17 protein-coding genes and 1 pseudogene are annotated in these 15,545 nt (G+C 42.3%); 15 read left to right on the top strand and 3 right to left on the bottom strand.

Features of this window, described 5'->3' with window-relative positions; genetic code table 11:
• Positions 1 to 72 precede the first annotated feature (72 nt).
• Entirely contained in the window at positions 73 to 525 is a 453-nt protein-coding gene (locus tag ACVS9P_RS06765) for a MarR family winged helix-turn-helix transcriptional regulator (RefSeq protein ID WP_452102826.1), read from the bottom strand.
• A 592-nt stretch (positions 526 to 1,117) separates the two neighbouring features.
• On the opposite strand from ACVS9P_RS06765, the gene ACVS9P_RS06760 reads away from it, so the two are divergent.
• The 15 genes and pseudogenes from ACVS9P_RS06760 to ACVS9P_RS06690 all read left to right on the top strand — a co-directional run bounded on the left by ACVS9P_RS06760 (position 1,118) and on the right by ACVS9P_RS06690 (position 14,830).
• On the top strand, positions 1,118 to 1,840 hold the full coding sequence (locus ACVS9P_RS06760) for an amino acid ABC transporter ATP-binding protein (RefSeq protein ID WP_452102825.1): 723 nt from the start codon (positions 1,118 to 1,120) through the stop codon (positions 1,838 to 1,840).
• Between the two features lie 82 nt (positions 1,841 to 1,922).
• Complete coding sequence (locus tag ACVS9P_RS06755; protein WP_452102824.1) at positions 1,923 to 2,768, top strand: transporter substrate-binding domain-containing protein; 846 nt, start codon at positions 1,923 to 1,925, stop codon at positions 2,766 to 2,768.
• 52 nt (positions 2,769 to 2,820) lie between these two features.
• On the top strand, positions 2,821 to 3,549 hold the full coding sequence (locus ACVS9P_RS06750) for an amino acid ABC transporter permease (RefSeq protein WP_452102823.1): 729 nt from the start codon (positions 2,821 to 2,823) through the stop codon (positions 3,547 to 3,549).
• Entirely contained in the window at positions 3,549 to 4,265 is a 717-nt protein-coding gene (locus tag ACVS9P_RS06745; RefSeq protein WP_452102822.1) for an amino acid ABC transporter permease, read from the top strand. The genes ACVS9P_RS06750 and ACVS9P_RS06745 overlap by 1 nt, the downstream gene beginning before the upstream one ends.
• Before the next feature lie 351 nt (positions 4,266 to 4,616).
• Positions 4,617 to 5,246 carry an SGNH/GDSL hydrolase family protein gene (locus ACVS9P_RS06740; protein WP_452102821.1) on the top strand — a complete coding sequence of 210 codons (630 nt, stop codon included), beginning with the start codon at positions 4,617 to 4,619 and terminating at the stop codon, positions 5,244 to 5,246.
• Between the two features lie 97 nt (positions 5,247 to 5,343).
• The gene (locus ACVS9P_RS06735) at positions 5,344 to 5,799 is read left to right on the top strand and encodes an NfeD family protein (protein ID WP_452102820.1); all 456 of its coding nucleotides are present in this window, start codon (positions 5,344 to 5,346) and stop codon (positions 5,797 to 5,799) included.
• 25 nt (positions 5,800 to 5,824) lie between these two features.
• Complete coding sequence (locus ACVS9P_RS06730) at positions 5,825 to 6,763, top strand: SPFH domain-containing protein (RefSeq protein ID WP_452102819.1); 939 nt, start codon at positions 5,825 to 5,827, stop codon at positions 6,761 to 6,763.
• 294 nt (positions 6,764 to 7,057) lie between these two features.
• The gene (purE, locus tag ACVS9P_RS06725; protein WP_452102818.1) at positions 7,058 to 7,555 is read left to right on the top strand and encodes a 5-(carboxyamino)imidazole ribonucleotide mutase; all 498 of its coding nucleotides are present in this window, start codon (positions 7,058 to 7,060) and stop codon (positions 7,553 to 7,555) included.
• A gap of 20 nt (positions 7,556 to 7,575) precedes the next feature.
• Entirely contained in the window at positions 7,576 to 8,616 is a 1,041-nt protein-coding gene (purM, locus tag ACVS9P_RS06720; RefSeq protein WP_452102817.1) for a phosphoribosylformylglycinamidine cyclo-ligase, read from the top strand.
• Positions 8,610 to 9,245: a phosphoribosylglycinamide formyltransferase gene (purN, locus tag ACVS9P_RS06715; protein ID WP_452102816.1), complete on the top strand. Its 636-nt coding sequence runs from the start codon at positions 8,610 to 8,612 to the stop codon at positions 9,243 to 9,245. Before purM ends, purN begins: the two co-directional genes overlap by 7 nt.
• Positions 9,242 to 10,007, top strand: a pseudogene (locus ACVS9P_RS06710) (IMP cyclohydrolase). The gene purN and the pseudogene ACVS9P_RS06710 overlap by 4 nt, the downstream one beginning before the upstream one ends.
• The gene (locus ACVS9P_RS06705; RefSeq protein WP_452102815.1) at positions 10,000 to 11,172 is read left to right on the top strand and encodes a phosphoribosylaminoimidazolecarboxamide formyltransferase; all 1,173 of its coding nucleotides are present in this window, start codon (positions 10,000 to 10,002) and stop codon (positions 11,170 to 11,172) included. Before ACVS9P_RS06710 ends, ACVS9P_RS06705 begins: the two are co-directional and overlap by 8 nt.
• A 27-nt stretch (positions 11,173 to 11,199) precedes the next feature.
• The gene (gene purD / locus ACVS9P_RS06700) at positions 11,200 to 12,468 is read left to right on the top strand and encodes a phosphoribosylamine--glycine ligase (protein WP_452102814.1); all 1,269 of its coding nucleotides are present in this window, start codon (positions 11,200 to 11,202) and stop codon (positions 12,466 to 12,468) included.
• 371 nt (positions 12,469 to 12,839) lie between these two features.
• On the top strand, positions 12,840 to 14,186 hold the full coding sequence (locus tag ACVS9P_RS06695) for a dicarboxylate/amino acid:cation symporter (protein WP_452102813.1): 1,347 nt from the start codon (positions 12,840 to 12,842) through the stop codon (positions 14,184 to 14,186).
• Between the two features lie 80 nt (positions 14,187 to 14,266).
• Positions 14,267 to 14,830: a GDSL-type esterase/lipase family protein gene (locus ACVS9P_RS06690; protein WP_452102812.1), complete on the top strand. Its 564-nt coding sequence runs from the start codon at positions 14,267 to 14,269 to the stop codon at positions 14,828 to 14,830.
• Between the two features lie 72 nt (positions 14,831 to 14,902).
• Here the strand turns inward: ACVS9P_RS06690 and ACVS9P_RS06685 are convergent, their stop codons facing one another.
• Together ACVS9P_RS06685 and ACVS9P_RS06680 are read right to left on the bottom strand one after the other, a co-directional pair.
• Positions 14,903 to 15,202, bottom strand: a complete 300-nt coding sequence (locus ACVS9P_RS06685) for a hypothetical protein (RefSeq protein ID WP_452102811.1) — start codon at positions 15,200 to 15,202, stop codon at positions 14,903 to 14,905.
• 14 nt (positions 15,203 to 15,216) lie between these two features.
• Complete coding sequence (locus ACVS9P_RS06680; RefSeq protein ID WP_452102810.1) at positions 15,217 to 15,462, bottom strand: IreB family regulatory phosphoprotein; 246 nt, start codon at positions 15,460 to 15,462, stop codon at positions 15,217 to 15,219.
• Positions 15,463 to 15,545: the final 83 nt, after the last annotated feature.

Genomic DNA, 15,545 nt, shown 5'->3' with positions numbered 1-15,545 from the left:
TAGATTCGTTAAAATTTCCATCAAAATAGAGAAAAGCCGGAACAACCAAAAATGTTGTTTCGACTTTTAAAATCAGTTTCTAGAGGAAGAAAGCTCAAAATCCGGAAAACATTCTTTGCAGATTTTTTTAACCATGGATTCTAATTGTTCAATTTCCTGTTTGGAAAACTTTTCGTGAATATTTTCCATCATCTTTGCAATATCTATATTTTTTAAACCATAGTAATTTGAAAATTTTGGCGTTACCATTAAATAAATTTCGCGATGGTCTTCGGAGGATATTTCTTTTTCAACATAACCCTTATCAATCAGACGATTAATTTTGTAAGTTGCATTTGGCAGAGAAATATTCAAAAATTGTGCGAATTTACTAACAGTAGGGGTACCAAGCAGATAAATGATTTCAACACAGAAAGATTCTGTTGCACTGAGGCTTCCTTCTCTGGTACCAATGCGGTTGACCATTCGCCGATAATAAGTAGCACGCAACCGCAGATAAAGCCGTTCAAATTCCTGATCCAGCATATTAAAAGAGCCTCCAAAACAAAAAAATACAAAAAACTTTCGTTTTTAGAATAGCTGAGAATCCGCAAAAAGTCAAGAATCATTTGTTCATGAAAAAATACTGAAAACTTCACGATTCTTTCATAAACCTTTTAAAAGTTATCCATATTCTCCTTGTATACTAAAAATATTCAAAGCGGCCCGCACACCCGCTTTGAGATTGCAGTAACATTTTTCCAAATCATTTCTCCTCCCTTTTTGAAAGACGCGCTTTGCGCGTCTTCTTTTTTTAGTCACAATCAGAAAATTGCTTTCTGATTTAAGCTTAAAAATGAATATATTAATGAAATCAAATTCAAATTCTTTATTATTCATAAAAAATACAGGCAAAAATATTTAATATTTGGAGGAATTTGCTTTAAGAATTGCATTTTCATAGGTTGACGAATTTATTGAAAACTGATATACTATAGCAGAACTCAAAAAGTTTATCTTTATATTATTGAATTTTTGAGAGCTTAGTTTTGTGGCAATGACGCCGCGCTTCTTTTTTAGGAAAGGAGCGCGGCGTTTTTTCTTTTAGATTAAGATCTCGGAAAAGGGGTAGAAAAGAATGATTGAGATGAAGCATATCAGCAAAAGTTATGGAAAAAACGAAGTGCTGCATGATATCAATCTGACAATTCAGGAAGGAGAAAAAGTGGTAATCCTTGGACCTTCCGGAGCTGGCAAGAGTACGTTGATTCGAATGATGAATTATTTGGAAGAACCTTCTTCCGGAGAAGTTCTGATCAATGAAGTTCCTTTAACAAAAAAGAATCATTTGCAGATGGTGCGGGATACTTCCGCCATGGTATTTCAGCAATTCAATTTGTATCCGCATATGACGGCTTTGCAGAATGTGACATTGGCACCAATTAAATTGCAGATGGTTCCAAAAGATGCTGCGGAAAAAGAAGGAATGCGGTACCTGAAACGTGTCGGGATGGAATCAAAGGCAAATGAATATCCGCAGAACCTTTCCGGCGGGCAGCAGCAGCGTGTTGCGATTGCGCGGGCGCTGGCTATGAATAAGCCGATGATTTTATTTGATGAACCCACCAGCGCATTGGACCCTGAAATGGTGCAGGAAGTGCTGGATGTTATGGTTAGCCTTTCTAAAGAAAATATTACAATGGTCTGCGTTACGCATGAAATGGGATTTGCCCGTCAGGTGGCAGACCGAGTGATGTTTGTAGCAGATGGAACGATCCTTGAAGAAGGCAATCCGGATGAATTCTTTGATCACCCGAAAAATCCAAGGGCACAGGCGTTTCTGAGTAAAATTTTGCACTGAGATTGATCCGATTTTGGATCCATTTTCAGATATTAATTTGTTTTGTGCCAAAGAACACAATTTTGTAAGGAGGAAAAACAGAATGAAATTTATGAAAAAGGCTGCAGCAGCGGTAATGGCAGCAGCGATGATGGCGGCTTTAGCAGGGTGCGGAGGTACCAGTGCTTCTTCTACAGCAGCATCTTCTAAAGCAGCAGATTCTTCTACGAGTGCGGCAGGTGCTGCAGTCGAAAAGATCAAAGCATCTGGTACGTTAAAAGTTGGCGTAAAAGCAGATATTCCGAAATACAGTCTTTTAAATACAACAACAAATGAATATGAAGGCTTTGAAGACGATCTGGCAAAAGTGATTGCCGGTAAAATCTTTGACGGAGATACCTCTAAGGTTGAGTTTACAACTGTCAATGCAAAAACCCGCGGCCCGCTTTTGGATAAAGGCGATATCGATATGGTAATTGCAACTTTTACCATTACGGATGACCGTAAACAGCAGTACGATTTCTCTGACCCTTATATGACAGATGCTGTTGGATTTTTGGTGAAAAAAGACAGCGGAATCAAGAGCCTTAAAGATATGAATGGAAAGACGATCGGTGTTGCGCAGTCTGCAACCAGCCGCAGTGCTTTGGAAGATCAGGCAAAGCAGCAGGGAATCACACTGAAATTCTCCGAGTTTGCAACTTATCCAGAAATTAAGGCTGCATTGGATTCCGGTAGAATTGATGTTTTCTCGGTTGATAAATCGATTCTCAATGGTTATATAGATGATAAGACAGAAATCCTTGACGATACCTATGCGCCACAGGATTACGGCGTTGCAACGAAAAAAGGAAACGATGATCTTGCAAAGCTCGTCAATGATACCATTACCGACCTGAAATCCAGTGGAGAACTGCAGAAGATGCTGGATAAATGGGAGATTAAATAAATGGGTTGATCCCTGATTTTGGGGATTGATTTAAGCAGAAGGAGTTGATCGCATGCCATTTGGAGCAGAGCAATGGCGGCGGGTATTTGAAGACTTCGGAGAAGTCTTCGGAACCGGTTTTCTGCATACACTGGAATTTTCTTTGCTGGGACTTGTCCTTGCGCTTTGTATTGGCATTATATTAGGAGTCTTTTCCGTATCTCAGTTAAAGATATTGAGAATAATTGCCCGAGTCTATGTGGAGTTTTTCCAGAATACACCGCTGTTTTTACAGTTGATTTTTATGTATAATGTACTGCCGAGCGTTGGAATTATACTGGATGTTTTTCCAATCTGCGTTTTAGGCGTGGGGATGTATCACGGCGCTTATATCAGTGAGGTAGTCCGCACGGGAATTGAGTCTGTTCCAAAAGGACAGATCGAAGCTGCGTATTCCCAGGGCTTCAGCTTTGGAAAAGCAATGCGTATGATTGTTTTGCCGCAGGCGTTTCAGGTAATGATGCCAATGCTTGCAAATCAGGCTGTGAATCTGGTGAAAAACACCTCTGTTACAGCGATGATCGCAGGCGGAGAACTCATGTATCTGACGGATTCATGGGTTGGACTTTATCTTTGCTATGGCCCTGGATACCTTATGGCCGGCGCTTTGTATTTCGTCATTAATTTTCCGCTGGTCACTCTGGCAAAGCATTTGGAAAAACGAGCAAAACTCGGCCCGGCTGTTTCGCATAAAAAAGTACCAAAAGAGATGCCAGAAGCAGCAGTTGTGGAGGTGTCATAATGGAAATCTTATCTCAGGTATTCAGCAAAAGCAATATAGCTTTTATGTTCCAGGGGATTGGAATGATGCTTTCGGTAGCAGTCGTTGCAATTTTGCTCAGCCTTCTGTTTGGAACATTTTTGGGTTCTGTCAAATCATATGGGCCAAAACCTTTGCGTGTTATTGTATCCGTTTATATTGAGATTTTCAGAACGACACCAAATTTGCTCTGGATTTTGATCATCTATTTTTTGGTGCCGTTTGGTAAGGGAATCCCATCGATGGTTAAAGACTTTATGTCGGGCTCTTTGGCATTCACCCTTTTTACCTCCGCGGTGGTTGCAGAGATTGTTCGCGGCGGATTAAACAGTATCCCGAAGGGACAGTTTGAAGCAGCAGCTTCTCAAGGCTTTTCACTTTTCCAGACTTTAAAGATGATCGTCCTTCCACAGGCTTTGCGCGTCAGTATTCCGGCGCTTCTCAGCCAAGTGATTACGGTCGTAAAAGATACTTCTCTGCTGGCGGCCGTCAATATCGCCGAATTCACTGTAAATGGCAGGATTGTCATTGCACAATTCTCAGGTAATGCTGCAGCTATGTTTTTGGTATATGGATTTATGGCGCTCATTTATTTTGCAATCTGTTTTACCTTGTCAATTTGTGTACGCCGTTTGCAGCAACCAAAGGTCATTTCTGAAGCAAAACATTCGGAAAAAATGCTTTCTTCTGCCCAATAAGAGGATTCGTTATTTTATAGGAAAGCAAATAAAATGGGAAAATTTAAAGGGACTTTATAGTTTCTTTACGGAAGATTCATCTTTTCTTCACAGTCCTTTTAAATATCGGACACAACCTTTGTTTATACTATAGACAATCCAAATCGGAAACAGCACATCCGAGTTGGACGATCTCAAAAGAGATCCAATTTTGCTTTCATATTTCTCCTCTCTCTTTAATCCCAAAACAAAAAGGCTGACAGTAATTTTGCTGTCAGCCTTTTTGTTTTTTCTAGACGAAGTAAGCTAGTTGATGGTATACTGATTCTATCATAATCGGTATATTTTTATAGATTTGGGAAAGGAAATAAAATGAAACGAATTTTATGCTTTGGGGATTCCAACACTTGGGGATTTGATCCGCGTTTTGGTACTCGTCAGCCGGAATCCGTTCGATGGACCGGCCGTTTGCAGCATGCCATGCCGCAGATTCAAGTGATCCCTGAAGGCGAAAACGGACGAACAACTCTATGGGATGATTTGGTGGGTGGCTGCAGAAATGGAAAAGAAGCTTTGCTTCCTTGTCTGCAAAAACATTGTCCGGTCGATTGGGTTTTACTAATGTTGGGAATCAACGACTGCAAAACAAGATTGGGCCTTTCTGCAAAAGAAATTGCAGAGGGAGTTAAAGTACTTGCAGAAATGGTTCAGCATTCTAAATGTGGGCCAAACGGAAACGCTCCTAAAGTTTTGATTCTCTGTCCGCCGGCTATGCAGTATCAGGAAGACTCCGGGATCCCTTGGGACTTTAACGAGCATACAAATGGGGTTTCCCGAGAATTGGAACCAGAGTTAGAGAAAGTTGCTGTTCAGTTAAAATGCGAATTCCTTGATTTAAATTTGTTTGTACAGCCCGGGGCGGTAGATGGTATTCATTTGGACGCGGAAGGTCATGCAAAAGTGGCAGAGGCAATTGAAGAAAAATTATTGGAACTGCTCTGATTTTATTTGAGGAAAATCCTTGTTTAAGAAAAGTTTCTATGCTACAATGCATCTATAATTGGAAGAACTTTTCCAATTCAAAGAAGGGGGTTCAGCAGTGCTGATTTTATCTTATTATCTGCCATATTTATGGCTGGCGATTGCAGTAGTGGCGGCGATCATTGAAGGGTGCACGACACAGCTTGTCAGTATTTGGTTTGCAATCGGAGGAGTTGCGGCGGCTATATCGGCTTTTTGCGGAGTTCCTTCATGGCTGCAACTTCTCATTTTTATCGGCGTAACTGTGCTGACTTTGCTTTTAACGAAGCCTTTTGTTCATAAAGCCATGAATTTTAAAAAGACGGAGACCAATGCGGATCGGTATATCGGAATGAAGGGAATTGTGACACAGCAGATAGACAATACTGCAGGAACTGGCCTTGTAAAGGTACAAGGGAGCCTTTGGACCGCCCGGTCTTACGATGGAGAAGTGATCCCTGAAGGTGCAGACGTTTTGGTAAAAACGATTGAAGGAGTTAAATTATTAGTAAAAGAAATAACAAAACCTGAATGAAGAGAGGAAAGGAAGTGTCCATTTTATGAAAATTCCGATTTTGGAAATTTTTCTGGTTTTACTACTAATCTTTTTAATTGCGATTGTAATCTCGAATATTAAGGTCGTTTCGCAGGGATATGCTTATGTGCTGGAGCGTTTGGGCGCTTATCACAATACTTGGGAAAAAGGACTTCATTTTAAGATTCCGTTTGCAGATAAGATTCGGAAAAAGGTTTCTCTGAAGGAACAGGTCGTGGATTTTCCACCTCAGCCGGTTATTACAAAAGATAATGTGACGATGCAAATCGATACGGTTATCTATTTTCAGATTACGGATCCAAAACTTTATTGTTATGGGGTAGAGAACCCACTTTCTGCAATTGAAAATCTTTCGGCAACCACTCTTCGAAATATTATTGGAGATTTGGAATTGGATCATACCCTTACCAGCCGCGACGTGATCAATACAAAGATTCGTACGATTTTAGACGAGGCAACGGATGCGTGGGGAATTAAGGTCAACCGCGTAGAACTGAAAAACATTCTTCCGCCAAAAGAGATTCAGGACAGTATGGAGAAACAGATGAAGGCGGAACGTGAACGCCGTGCGCGGATTCTGGAAGCGGAGGGGCAGAAGACCAGCAAAATTTTGATTGCAGAAGGCGAAAAGGAAAGCGCAATTCTTCAGGCAGATGCGCAAAAGCAAACCAAGATTCGTGAAGCACAGGGCGAAGCGGAAGCAATTAAACTTGTGCAGACCGCACTAGCAGAGAGTATTAAACGCTTAAATGAAGCGAATCCGCGCAAATCTGTGATTGCGATTAAGAGCTTGGAAGCGTTTCAGAAGGCAGCCGACGGAAAGGCGACCAAGATTATTATTCCAAGCGAGATACAGTCCTTGGCGGGTTTGGCGGCTTCTTTTAAAGAACTGGTTACGGATTCTCCAGCAGAGGAGCCCGAGAAACCAAAAACAGAAGAATAAAAAAGAGCGGGTGCGATTTTTCGTGCCCGCTTTTTGGTGGAATTTTTGAAAAAAAGAAAAGGAAAGAACAATTTTTTAGGTGTTCTTTCGGAATCGCAAAAATTGTGCCGCAATACCTTGCAATTAGACAGGATATCCTCTAAAATAATACTATCTGATAAAAAAGCGGAGGAGGAAAGGCGTTATATTTTGCGGCTTTCTTTCCCCGCTTTTATCGTTTTTGCTCATGTCTTTCAAAAGGAGTAAGACAGTTTCATTCATTTGATTCAGTTAATCATAAGGAGTGGTAGACAAATGAAAAAAGTAGCGGTTATTATGGGAAGCGACAGTGATTTTCCAACAGTATCAAAAGCCATTGTAGAGCTTAAAAAGCTGGAAATTCCATACGAAGTGCATGTGATGAGTGCTCATCGCACACCACAGAAAGCATTTTCTTTTGCTTCCAGTGCGAAAGAAAACGGGTTTGGTGTGATTATTGCAGCTGCCGGAATGGCAGCACATCTTGCAGGCGTTCTTGCAGCAAATACGACCATTCCGGTGATTGGAATCCCAATCAAATCCGAAAATCTTGGCGGAATGGAAGCATTGCTTGCAACGGTGCAGATGCCAAGCGGAATTCCGGTTGCGACCGTTGCAATCGATGGGGCAAAGAATGCTGCTATTTTGGCAGCAGAGATGTTGGCTCTGTCGGACGAATCACTTTCTAAGAAACTGGAAAAGATGAAGGAAACAATGGCACAAGAAGTTTCCGCGAAAGATGCAGCAATACAGGAAAAAGCAGCCGCCCTTTGATGGCAGATTAGGAGCAGAAAATGAATAAGAACAGTTACAGTGACAGCTATAAAGCAGCCGGCGTCGATGTGACCGCGGGTTATCGTGCAGTTGATCTGATGAAACAGCATGTGGCAAGAACACAGACTTCTGGTGTCGTTTCCGGAATCGGTGGTTTCGGCGGACTTTTTCGCCCGAATTTTGCCGGGATGCAGGATCCAATCTTGGTTAGTGGCACAGATGGAGTTGGCACAAAGCTCAAAATTGCTTTTTTGATGGACAAGCACGACACCATTGGAATTGACTGCGTTGCCATGTGTGTTAATGATGTGATCTGCTGTGGTGCTCAGCCGATGTTTTTCCTTGATTATATTGCCACCGGAAAAAATGTTCCGGAAAAGATTGCACAGATTGTAAAAGGGGTTGCCGAAGGCTGCGTGCAGGGCGAAAGCGCGATTGTCGGTGGGGAAACTGCAGAAATGCCAGGTTTTTATCCGGAAGATGAATATGATTTGGCAGGTTTCTCCGTGGGAATCGTAGACCGCACAAAGATGATTGACGGAAGTAAATTACAGGCGGGAGATGTACTCATAGGTCTTCCTTCCTCCGGGGTTCACTCCAATGGTTTTTCTTTGGTGCGCAAGGTGTTTGACCTGAATCGGGAAAATGTTGGGAAATATGTAGAAGAATTGGGCATGACCTTGGGAGAAGCGCTTTTGGCGCCGACTAAAATCTATGTAAAACCGATGCGTCAGCTGATGCAGGCGGTCGAAGTAAAAGCAGTTTCTCATGTAACTGGAGGCGGATTTTACGAAAATATTCCGCGCATGATGCGTTCCGGCATGACCGCAAAAATCAATTTGAAGACAGTGCCGAGACTTCCAATTTTTGATCTGATTCAAAAGACTGGGAAAATTCCGGAACATGATATGTATAATACGTTTAATATGGGTGTCGGAATGGTTTGTGCAGTCGCGGAAAAAGATGCTGCAAAGGCATTGGAAACCTTAAAAGAAGCTGGCCAGAACGCTGTAGCAATCGGAGAAGTTACGCAAGGCGAGGAAGGCGTAGTCTTATGCTAAAAATAGCGGTCCTTGTCTCGGGTGGTGGAACAAATCTACAGGCTCTGATCGATGCGGAACGCCGCGGAGAAATTCCGAATGGCAAGATTGCACTGGTGGTTGCGAGCCGTCCGGACGCGTATGCGCTGTCCCGTGCGGAAAAAGCAGGAATTCTTACAAAAGTTTTGATTAGAAAGACTTTTTCTGAACAGGAAGAGTACGATTGTGCACTGATTTCTCTTTTAAAAGAAAATAAAATTGATCTAATTGTTTTGGCAGGATTTATGACCATCATCAGTGAACGCGTAATCAAAGAATATAAAAATCGGATCATGAACATTCATCCGTCTTTGATTCCTTCTTTCTGCGGAGAAGGATATTTTGGGCTTCATGTACACGAAGCAGCATTAAAGCGCGGTGTCAAGGTAACAGGGGCTACTGTCCATCTAGTCAATGAAGTTTGTGACGGCGGCCCGATCCTTTTGCAGAAAGCAGTAGAGATCAAACCAAACGACACTCCCGAAGCACTTCAGCGCCGCGTGATGGAGCAGGCAGAGTGGAAACTTTTACCGCAAGCAGTAGCACTTTTCTGTGCCGGAAAGATTCAGGTAATTGATGGAAAAGCCATCATCAGGGAGGATAACAAATGAAGCTTTGTGATTTATCGGAAGAGTTGAGTTCTTCCTCTTATCCAGGCCGCGGGATTATTTTAGGTCGCAGTGAAGATTAATCATTATGCGGCGATTGCTTATTTTATTATGGGGCGCAGTGAAAACAGCCGAAACCGTGTTTTTGAATGGCAGGAAGACGGAATTCGTACAAAGGCATTTGATCCTGCAAAATTAGTGGATCCGTCATTGATTATTTACGCACCGGTTCGGGTGTTAAAGGGGAAAACAATCGTTACAAACGGCGATCAGACGGATACGGTTTATGATTTTTTGCAAGATGGGAAAGACTTTGTTGAGGCATTACACACCCGTACTTTTGAACCCGATGGCCCAAATTTCACCCCGCGTGTCAGTGGTATTGTGCTGCCGAACGGGGATTTTCGTCTGTCCATTTTAAAGAGTGACCATAATGATGAAAGTACGACGCTACGTTATTTTTACGATTATGAAAATCCAAAAGCGGGAGAGGGACGGTATATTCATACCTATGTCGGAAACGGCAATCCGCTCCCGAGCTTTGATGGAGAACCGACTTTGGTGACACTGCCAGGGGATCTGAATACATTTACCGAAACAGTTTGGAATCATTTGGACTTTGATAATAAAGTTTCGCTTTTTACTCGCTTTATTGATTTAAAAACGGGAAAGACCGAAAGTCGTATCTACAATAAGAACGGAAACAAAAAGCTTTCAAGAGAAAGTATGACAAATTTAGAAACGGAGGAATCTTGCCATGCGTGAACTGGAACTAAAATATGGCTGTAATCCGAATCAGAAACCTTCCAAAATTTTTATGAAGGAAGGAGAACTGCCTGTTAAGGTGTTGAACGGACGCCCCGGATATATTAATTTTCTGGATGCGTTGAATTCATGGCAGCTTGTCAAAGAGTTAAAAGAGGCAACAGGGCTTCCGGCAGCTGCGTCTTTTAAACATGTCAGCCCTGCCGGTGCGGCGGTTGCTGTCCCAATGAGTGAGACGCTAAAGAAAATTTATTTTGTAGATGATCTGGAGCTTTCTCCGATTGCCAGTGCTTATGCAATGGCACGTGGAGCAGACCGGATGTCTTCTTATGGCGATTGGGCAGCGCTCTCTGATGTCTGCGATGCACAGACGGCAACGCTCCTCAAACGGGAAGTTTCCGACGGAATCATTGCACCAGGCTATACAAAAGAAGCGCTTGAGATTTTAAAGACCAAGCGCAAGGGAAGCTATAATGTCGTAGAAATTGATCCTGCTTATCAGCCTGCTCCAATCGAGCGTAAGGATGTTTTCGGCGTTACTTTTGAGCAGGGACGAAATAATTTTAAGATTGATGAGAGTCTTCTTCAAAATATCGTAACGAAAAATCAAGAGCTTCCTGATGCGGCAAAGCGAGATATGATGGTTGCTCTGATTACTCTTAAATATACGCAGAGTAATTCAGTCTGCTATGTAAAAGATGGGAAAACGATTGGAGTAGGGGCTGGACAGCAGAGCCGAATCCACTGCACACGTCTCGCCGGAAACAAGGCGGATATTTGGTGGCTTCGTCAGCATCCGAAGGCGCTGTCTCTTCCTTTTGTGGATGGAATCCGCCGTCCGGATCGTGACAATACAATCGATGTTTATATCAGTGATGAGTACGATGATGTCCTGCGCGACGGGGAATGGCAGCAGCGCTTTAAGACTCGTCCGGAACCTCTTACTGCAGAAGAAAAGAAAGAATGGCTTCAAAAACTCAATGGGGTTACCCTTGGCAGTGACGCATTTTTTCCATTTGGCGATAACATCGAGCGAGCCCATAAATCCGGCGTTCAGTATGTGGCACAGCCTGGAGGCTCTATTCGTGACGATCATGTTATCAGTACCTGTGATAAGTACGGAATGGTGATGGCCTTTACCGGAATGCGCTTATTCCATCATTGATTGGCTTTTATGGAGGATAATTTTCTGATGAAAATTTTAGTAATCGGTGGCGGCGGCCGGGAACATGCCGTTGTACGGAAACTGTTGGAAAGCCCGAAGGCAGAAAAAGTTTACTGTGCTCCGGGAAATGGTGGAATCGGCTGTGATGCTGAAAATGTAGATTTGTCTCCTGCGGATTTAGCAGGGGTTTCTAAATGGGCAAAAGATCATCAGATCGACCTTGTTTGCGTGACTCCGGACGATCCGCTTGCGGCCGGTATGGTCGATGTTTTGGAAAAAGTGGGGATTCCGGCTTTTGGGCCGAGTCAGAAAGCTGCACAGATTGAAGCGAGCAAGGTATTCAGTAAAGGGCTGATGAAAAAATACCGGGTTCCTACAGCAGATTATCAAGTGTTCGATGATCCGAAGAAAGTTTTTGGCTTTATCAAAGAGCAAAATCGTTTTCCGGTTGTCATTAAAGCAGATGGTCTTGCATTAGGAAAAGGCGTTTTGATTTGTCAGAACCTTGAAGAAGCAAGAGACGGCATCAAATCTATTATGGAAGATAAAATTTTTGGTGCTTCCGGAAATCGGGTTGTCGTAGAAGAGTTTTTGACAGGGCCGGAAGTCAGCGTTTTGGCTTTTACGGATGGAAAGACACTGAAGCCAATGGTCAGCAGTAAAGATCATAAGCGCGCTTTGGATAATGACCAGGGCAAAAACACCGGCGGAATGGGGACAATCAGCCCGAACCCGTATTATACGGATGAAATTGCAGATGTGTGTATGAAGACGATCTTTCTGCCTACCCTGAAAGCAATGAATGAAGAGGGCAGACCATTTAAAGGGTGCCTTTATTTTGGATTGATGCTGACACCGGACGGGCCAAAAGTAATTGAATACAATTCCCGCTTTGGAGATCCGGAAACGCAGGTTGTGTTGCCCCGTCTAAAAACGGATTTGGTGGATATTTTTGAGGCAACCATTAACGGAACGCTGGATCGGATGAAAATCGAGTGGAAAGATGGTGCTGCAGCCTGTGTTGTGATGGCAAGCGGCGGATATCCGGGCAGCTATGAAAAAGGGCTTGAAATTCATGGACTTGACAGCAAGGGACAAGTAGAAGGTGCAACGGTTTATCACGCCGGTACCAAATATCAGGACGGAAAATTTTATACCAATGGTGGCCGTGTGCTGGGGGTTACCTGCACCGGCGATACATTAGAAGAAGCTTTGAAAAAGGCATATGCAGCAGTGGATAAAATTTCTTGGAAAGGCGTTCAGTTTCGCCATGATATTGGTAAATTGCGTGACTGAATAGAATGTTATTGATTTATAAAAGCTGACATTGTTTAAAAGCAATGCCAGCTTTTATTTTTTACTGAAATTTTTTAGAAAAGGTTGACAAATGTTTATTATACGCTATAATCATATTAAACATATAGAATTAATATGTAAATAAAAGGAGGGAACCCTAATGAAAGCTTTAAAATTAATGTGTAAAAACGAATGTTGTCGAATGCCATGGTTACGGGAATTTTATGGGAAAAATGATTGTGCGTTGATAGAAGAGTCAACTCTTTGTTAACTGGGGATTTTTGACCATGATTACTTAATTCCCGGGAATTGTAAAAAACAATTGCCCGGCTTTTTTATATCGTTTTGACATTTGGAAGGAGAAAAGAAATATGCTAATTAATTATTTGGCGCTGGGTGCTTTAGCGCTAACACTTGTCTTTTTTGGAGTTTTATATTTTTTGGACAAAAAGAAACATCTTGATTTTGGAATTCTCACTTTGTTAGGAACTGGGTTTGGAATTGTTGTTGGAATTCTATTTAAAGAGAATTATACCTATGTCGCGGTATTCGGTACAATTTATACGCATGTAATTTCAGCGATGGTAGTTCCGCTGCTTCTTTTTAGTATTATTTCAAGCATTACGAATCTTGGAGATTCGATTCATCTAAAAAAGATTGGATTAAAATCCGTTTTGTTTTTGCTGTTGAATACATTAACAGCCAGTGTGATTACATTGATTGCTGCGGTATCTTTGAAAGTTGGCACCGGTTTTGCCTATGAGACTGTTACGGATTATAAAGCAAAAGAGGTACCAAATTTTCTGGATACACTGGTTTCTCTTTTCCCACAGAACCTTGCTTCGCAGTGGAGCAACGGTGCAGTGGTGCCGATTGTAGCTTTTGCAATTATTGTTGCAGTAGCGTATAATCGAGCAGTAAAAACACAGGAAAATATTAAACCATTTAAAACATTTATAGATGCGGGAAATAAAGTGATGGGGCAGGCGGTTTCTTGGATCATGGAGTTTACACCATATGCAGTGCTTGCGCTGATTGCACGGGCGGTCGGAAAGAGCAGTGTGGCGGATTTATTGCCGCTTCTAGGAATTTTGGTGCTTGCCTATGCTTTGTGCGCAGTGCAGCTCTTTGGAGTGGAAAGCCTTTTCATTCGCTTTGTTGCAAAATTAAACCCCATTTATTTCTTAAAAGGAATTGCTCCGGCTGCTGTGGTAGCCTTTACTTCTGAGAGCAGTATTGGAACAATCCCTGTTACGGTCCGTCAGCTAACGAAAAAATTGGGCGTCAATGAAGATGTGGCATCTTTTACAGCCGGACTTGGCGCAAACCTCGGTATGCCGGGCTGCGCAGGAATTTGGCCGGTATTACTCGCTGTCTTTAGCATCAATGTCCTGGGAATTTCTTATACACCGGTACAATATGCTTTTCTGATTATTCTTGCCCTGGTCGTATCCGTTGGAACGGTTGGGGTGCCTGGTACAGCGACGATTACCGCGACCGCTTTATTTGCGGCAGCTGGACTTCCGGTTGAGCTGATTGTACTTCTTTCACCGATTTCTATGATTGTAGATATGGCGAGAACTGCAACAAACGTAGTTGGAGCTGCTGAATCTGCAGTATTGGTTGCAAAAACAGAAGGGCTGCTGCAGGAAGATGTTTATAATGGGACAAAGGAAAAAGAGGAACAGCATTCGATAGCTGCTTCCCAGAAAATATAAAAGCAGTGATGAGGTGACGGAATTGAAGGAACTGCTTTGCTTTGGAGATTCCAACACATATGGATTGATTCCCGGAACCATTGAAACGGTATGATCGAACTGTGCGCTGGACAGGAATCCTGGAAGAAAAATTGTATCCACTGGGATATCGGATTATTGAAGAAGGCCTTTGTGGAAGAACAACTGTCTTTGAGGATGAATTGAGAGCCGGAAGAAAGGGGAGCGAACAGCTTCCAATTTTGCTGGAGAGTCATATGCCGTTAGATCGTATTGTTTTAATGCTTGGAACGAATGATTGTAAAACCTGTTATGGAGCTTCTGCAGATGTGATTGGTCTTGGAATAGAAAAGCTTTTGGAAGAAATCCGACAAGTTTCTCCTAAGATCAGAGTCCTTTTAATTTCACCGATCTTTCTTGGAGAAGAAGTTTGGAAGTCTCAGTTTGATCCGGAATTTGATCGAAAATCGGTTCAGATGGTAAAAAAGCTGAAAAGGGTCTATCAGAAGATTGCAGACCGGTATCATTGCGATTTTCTGGCGGCTTCGGACTTAGCAGAAGTCAGCAAAACGGATATGGAACATCTTGATGCTAAAGATCATCGGAAATTAGCAGAAGCTGTTTTTGAGATCATCAAAAAAGAATAAGATAATATAAAAGAATGACCTCAATGGCTTTTTAAGCCCATTGAGGTCATTCTTTTCATTGTCAGTAAAAAATCAAACGCCTTCTGTTAAGGCACGGGACAGCCATGCGTCGGCAATGTCCAAAGCAAGATATAAACCGTTTTTTTCACTGCTTTTTATAATTTGCTTACGTGTATGAACCGTCGGGTCAGTAGACATTAACTGAATAAAGACTTTGTCTGCAATTTCCATATCCTGAACTTTCTTTTTGCTTTTAATTTCTAAACGGCAGACATAGGGTTCCTTCATATCACCATAATAAAGGATGTCGCCGCTGCGGACAAGTGGCTTTCCTTTGTAGGTTGGGAAGTCCATTTCTTTTGTTTCGCTCATTCGCGTCCCTCCTTTTATATACTAAGGTATGATTTAAGCAATACCTGTAATAATTCATCTCGGTCAATTCTGCGTATAAGACTCCGTGCATTATTATGGGTGGTAATATAGGTAGGATCTTCCGAAAGAATGTAACCCACCAGCTGGTTGATGGGATTGTATCCTTTCTCCTTCATTGCTGAGTAAACAGCAGTAAGGACCTGACGGATATCCTGTTCGCGATCAGACCCAATAGAAAAGGTCATCGTCTTATCCAACATGGAAAACACCTCCAATGAATTAAATGATACAACAAGCGATCCTTTTTTGCAAGGATAAAATCCGAAAAATTCGATATGTGGAG

Source organism: Caproicibacterium sp. NSD3 (assembly GCF_053613275.1).
The sequence above is the reverse complement of the archived record's forward strand: the minus strand, read 5'-3'. Positions and strand labels throughout refer to the sequence as shown.

Coding starts and splice junctions, on each gene's coding strand:
- ACVS9P_RS06765 (WP_452102826.1), bottom strand. CDS start 525: ATGCTGGATCAGGAATTTGAACGGCTTTATCTGCGGTTGCGTGCTACT.
- ACVS9P_RS06760 (WP_452102825.1), top strand. CDS start 1,118: ATGATTGAGATGAAGCATATCAGCAAAAGTTATGGAAAAAACGAAGTG.
- ACVS9P_RS06755 (WP_452102824.1), top strand. CDS start 1,923: ATGAAATTTATGAAAAAGGCTGCAGCAGCGGTAATGGCAGCAGCGATG.
- ACVS9P_RS06750 (WP_452102823.1), top strand. CDS start 2,821: ATGCCATTTGGAGCAGAGCAATGGCGGCGGGTATTTGAAGACTTCGGA.
- ACVS9P_RS06745 (WP_452102822.1), top strand. CDS start 3,549: ATGGAAATCTTATCTCAGGTATTCAGCAAAAGCAATATAGCTTTTATG.
- ACVS9P_RS06740 (WP_452102821.1), top strand. CDS start 4,617: ATGAAACGAATTTTATGCTTTGGGGATTCCAACACTTGGGGATTTGAT.
- ACVS9P_RS06730 (WP_452102819.1), top strand. CDS start 5,825: ATGAAAATTCCGATTTTGGAAATTTTTCTGGTTTTACTACTAATCTTT.
- purE (WP_452102818.1), top strand. CDS start 7,058: ATGAAAAAAGTAGCGGTTATTATGGGAAGCGACAGTGATTTTCCAACA.
- purM (WP_452102817.1), top strand. CDS start 7,576: ATGAATAAGAACAGTTACAGTGACAGCTATAAAGCAGCCGGCGTCGAT.
- purN (WP_452102816.1), top strand. CDS start 8,610: ATGCTAAAAATAGCGGTCCTTGTCTCGGGTGGTGGAACAAATCTACAG.
- ACVS9P_RS06705 (WP_452102815.1), top strand. CDS start 10,000: ATGCGTGAACTGGAACTAAAATATGGCTGTAATCCGAATCAGAAACCT.
- purD (WP_452102814.1), top strand. CDS start 11,200: ATGAAAATTTTAGTAATCGGTGGCGGCGGCCGGGAACATGCCGTTGTA.
- ACVS9P_RS06695 (WP_452102813.1), top strand. CDS start 12,840: ATGCTAATTAATTATTTGGCGCTGGGTGCTTTAGCGCTAACACTTGTC.
- ACVS9P_RS06685 (WP_452102811.1), bottom strand. CDS start 15,202: ATGAGCGAAACAAAAGAAATGGACTTCCCAACCTACAAAGGAAAGCCA.
- ACVS9P_RS06680 (WP_452102810.1), bottom strand. CDS start 15,462: ATGTTGGATAAGACGATGACCTTTTCTATTGGGTCTGATCGCGAACAG.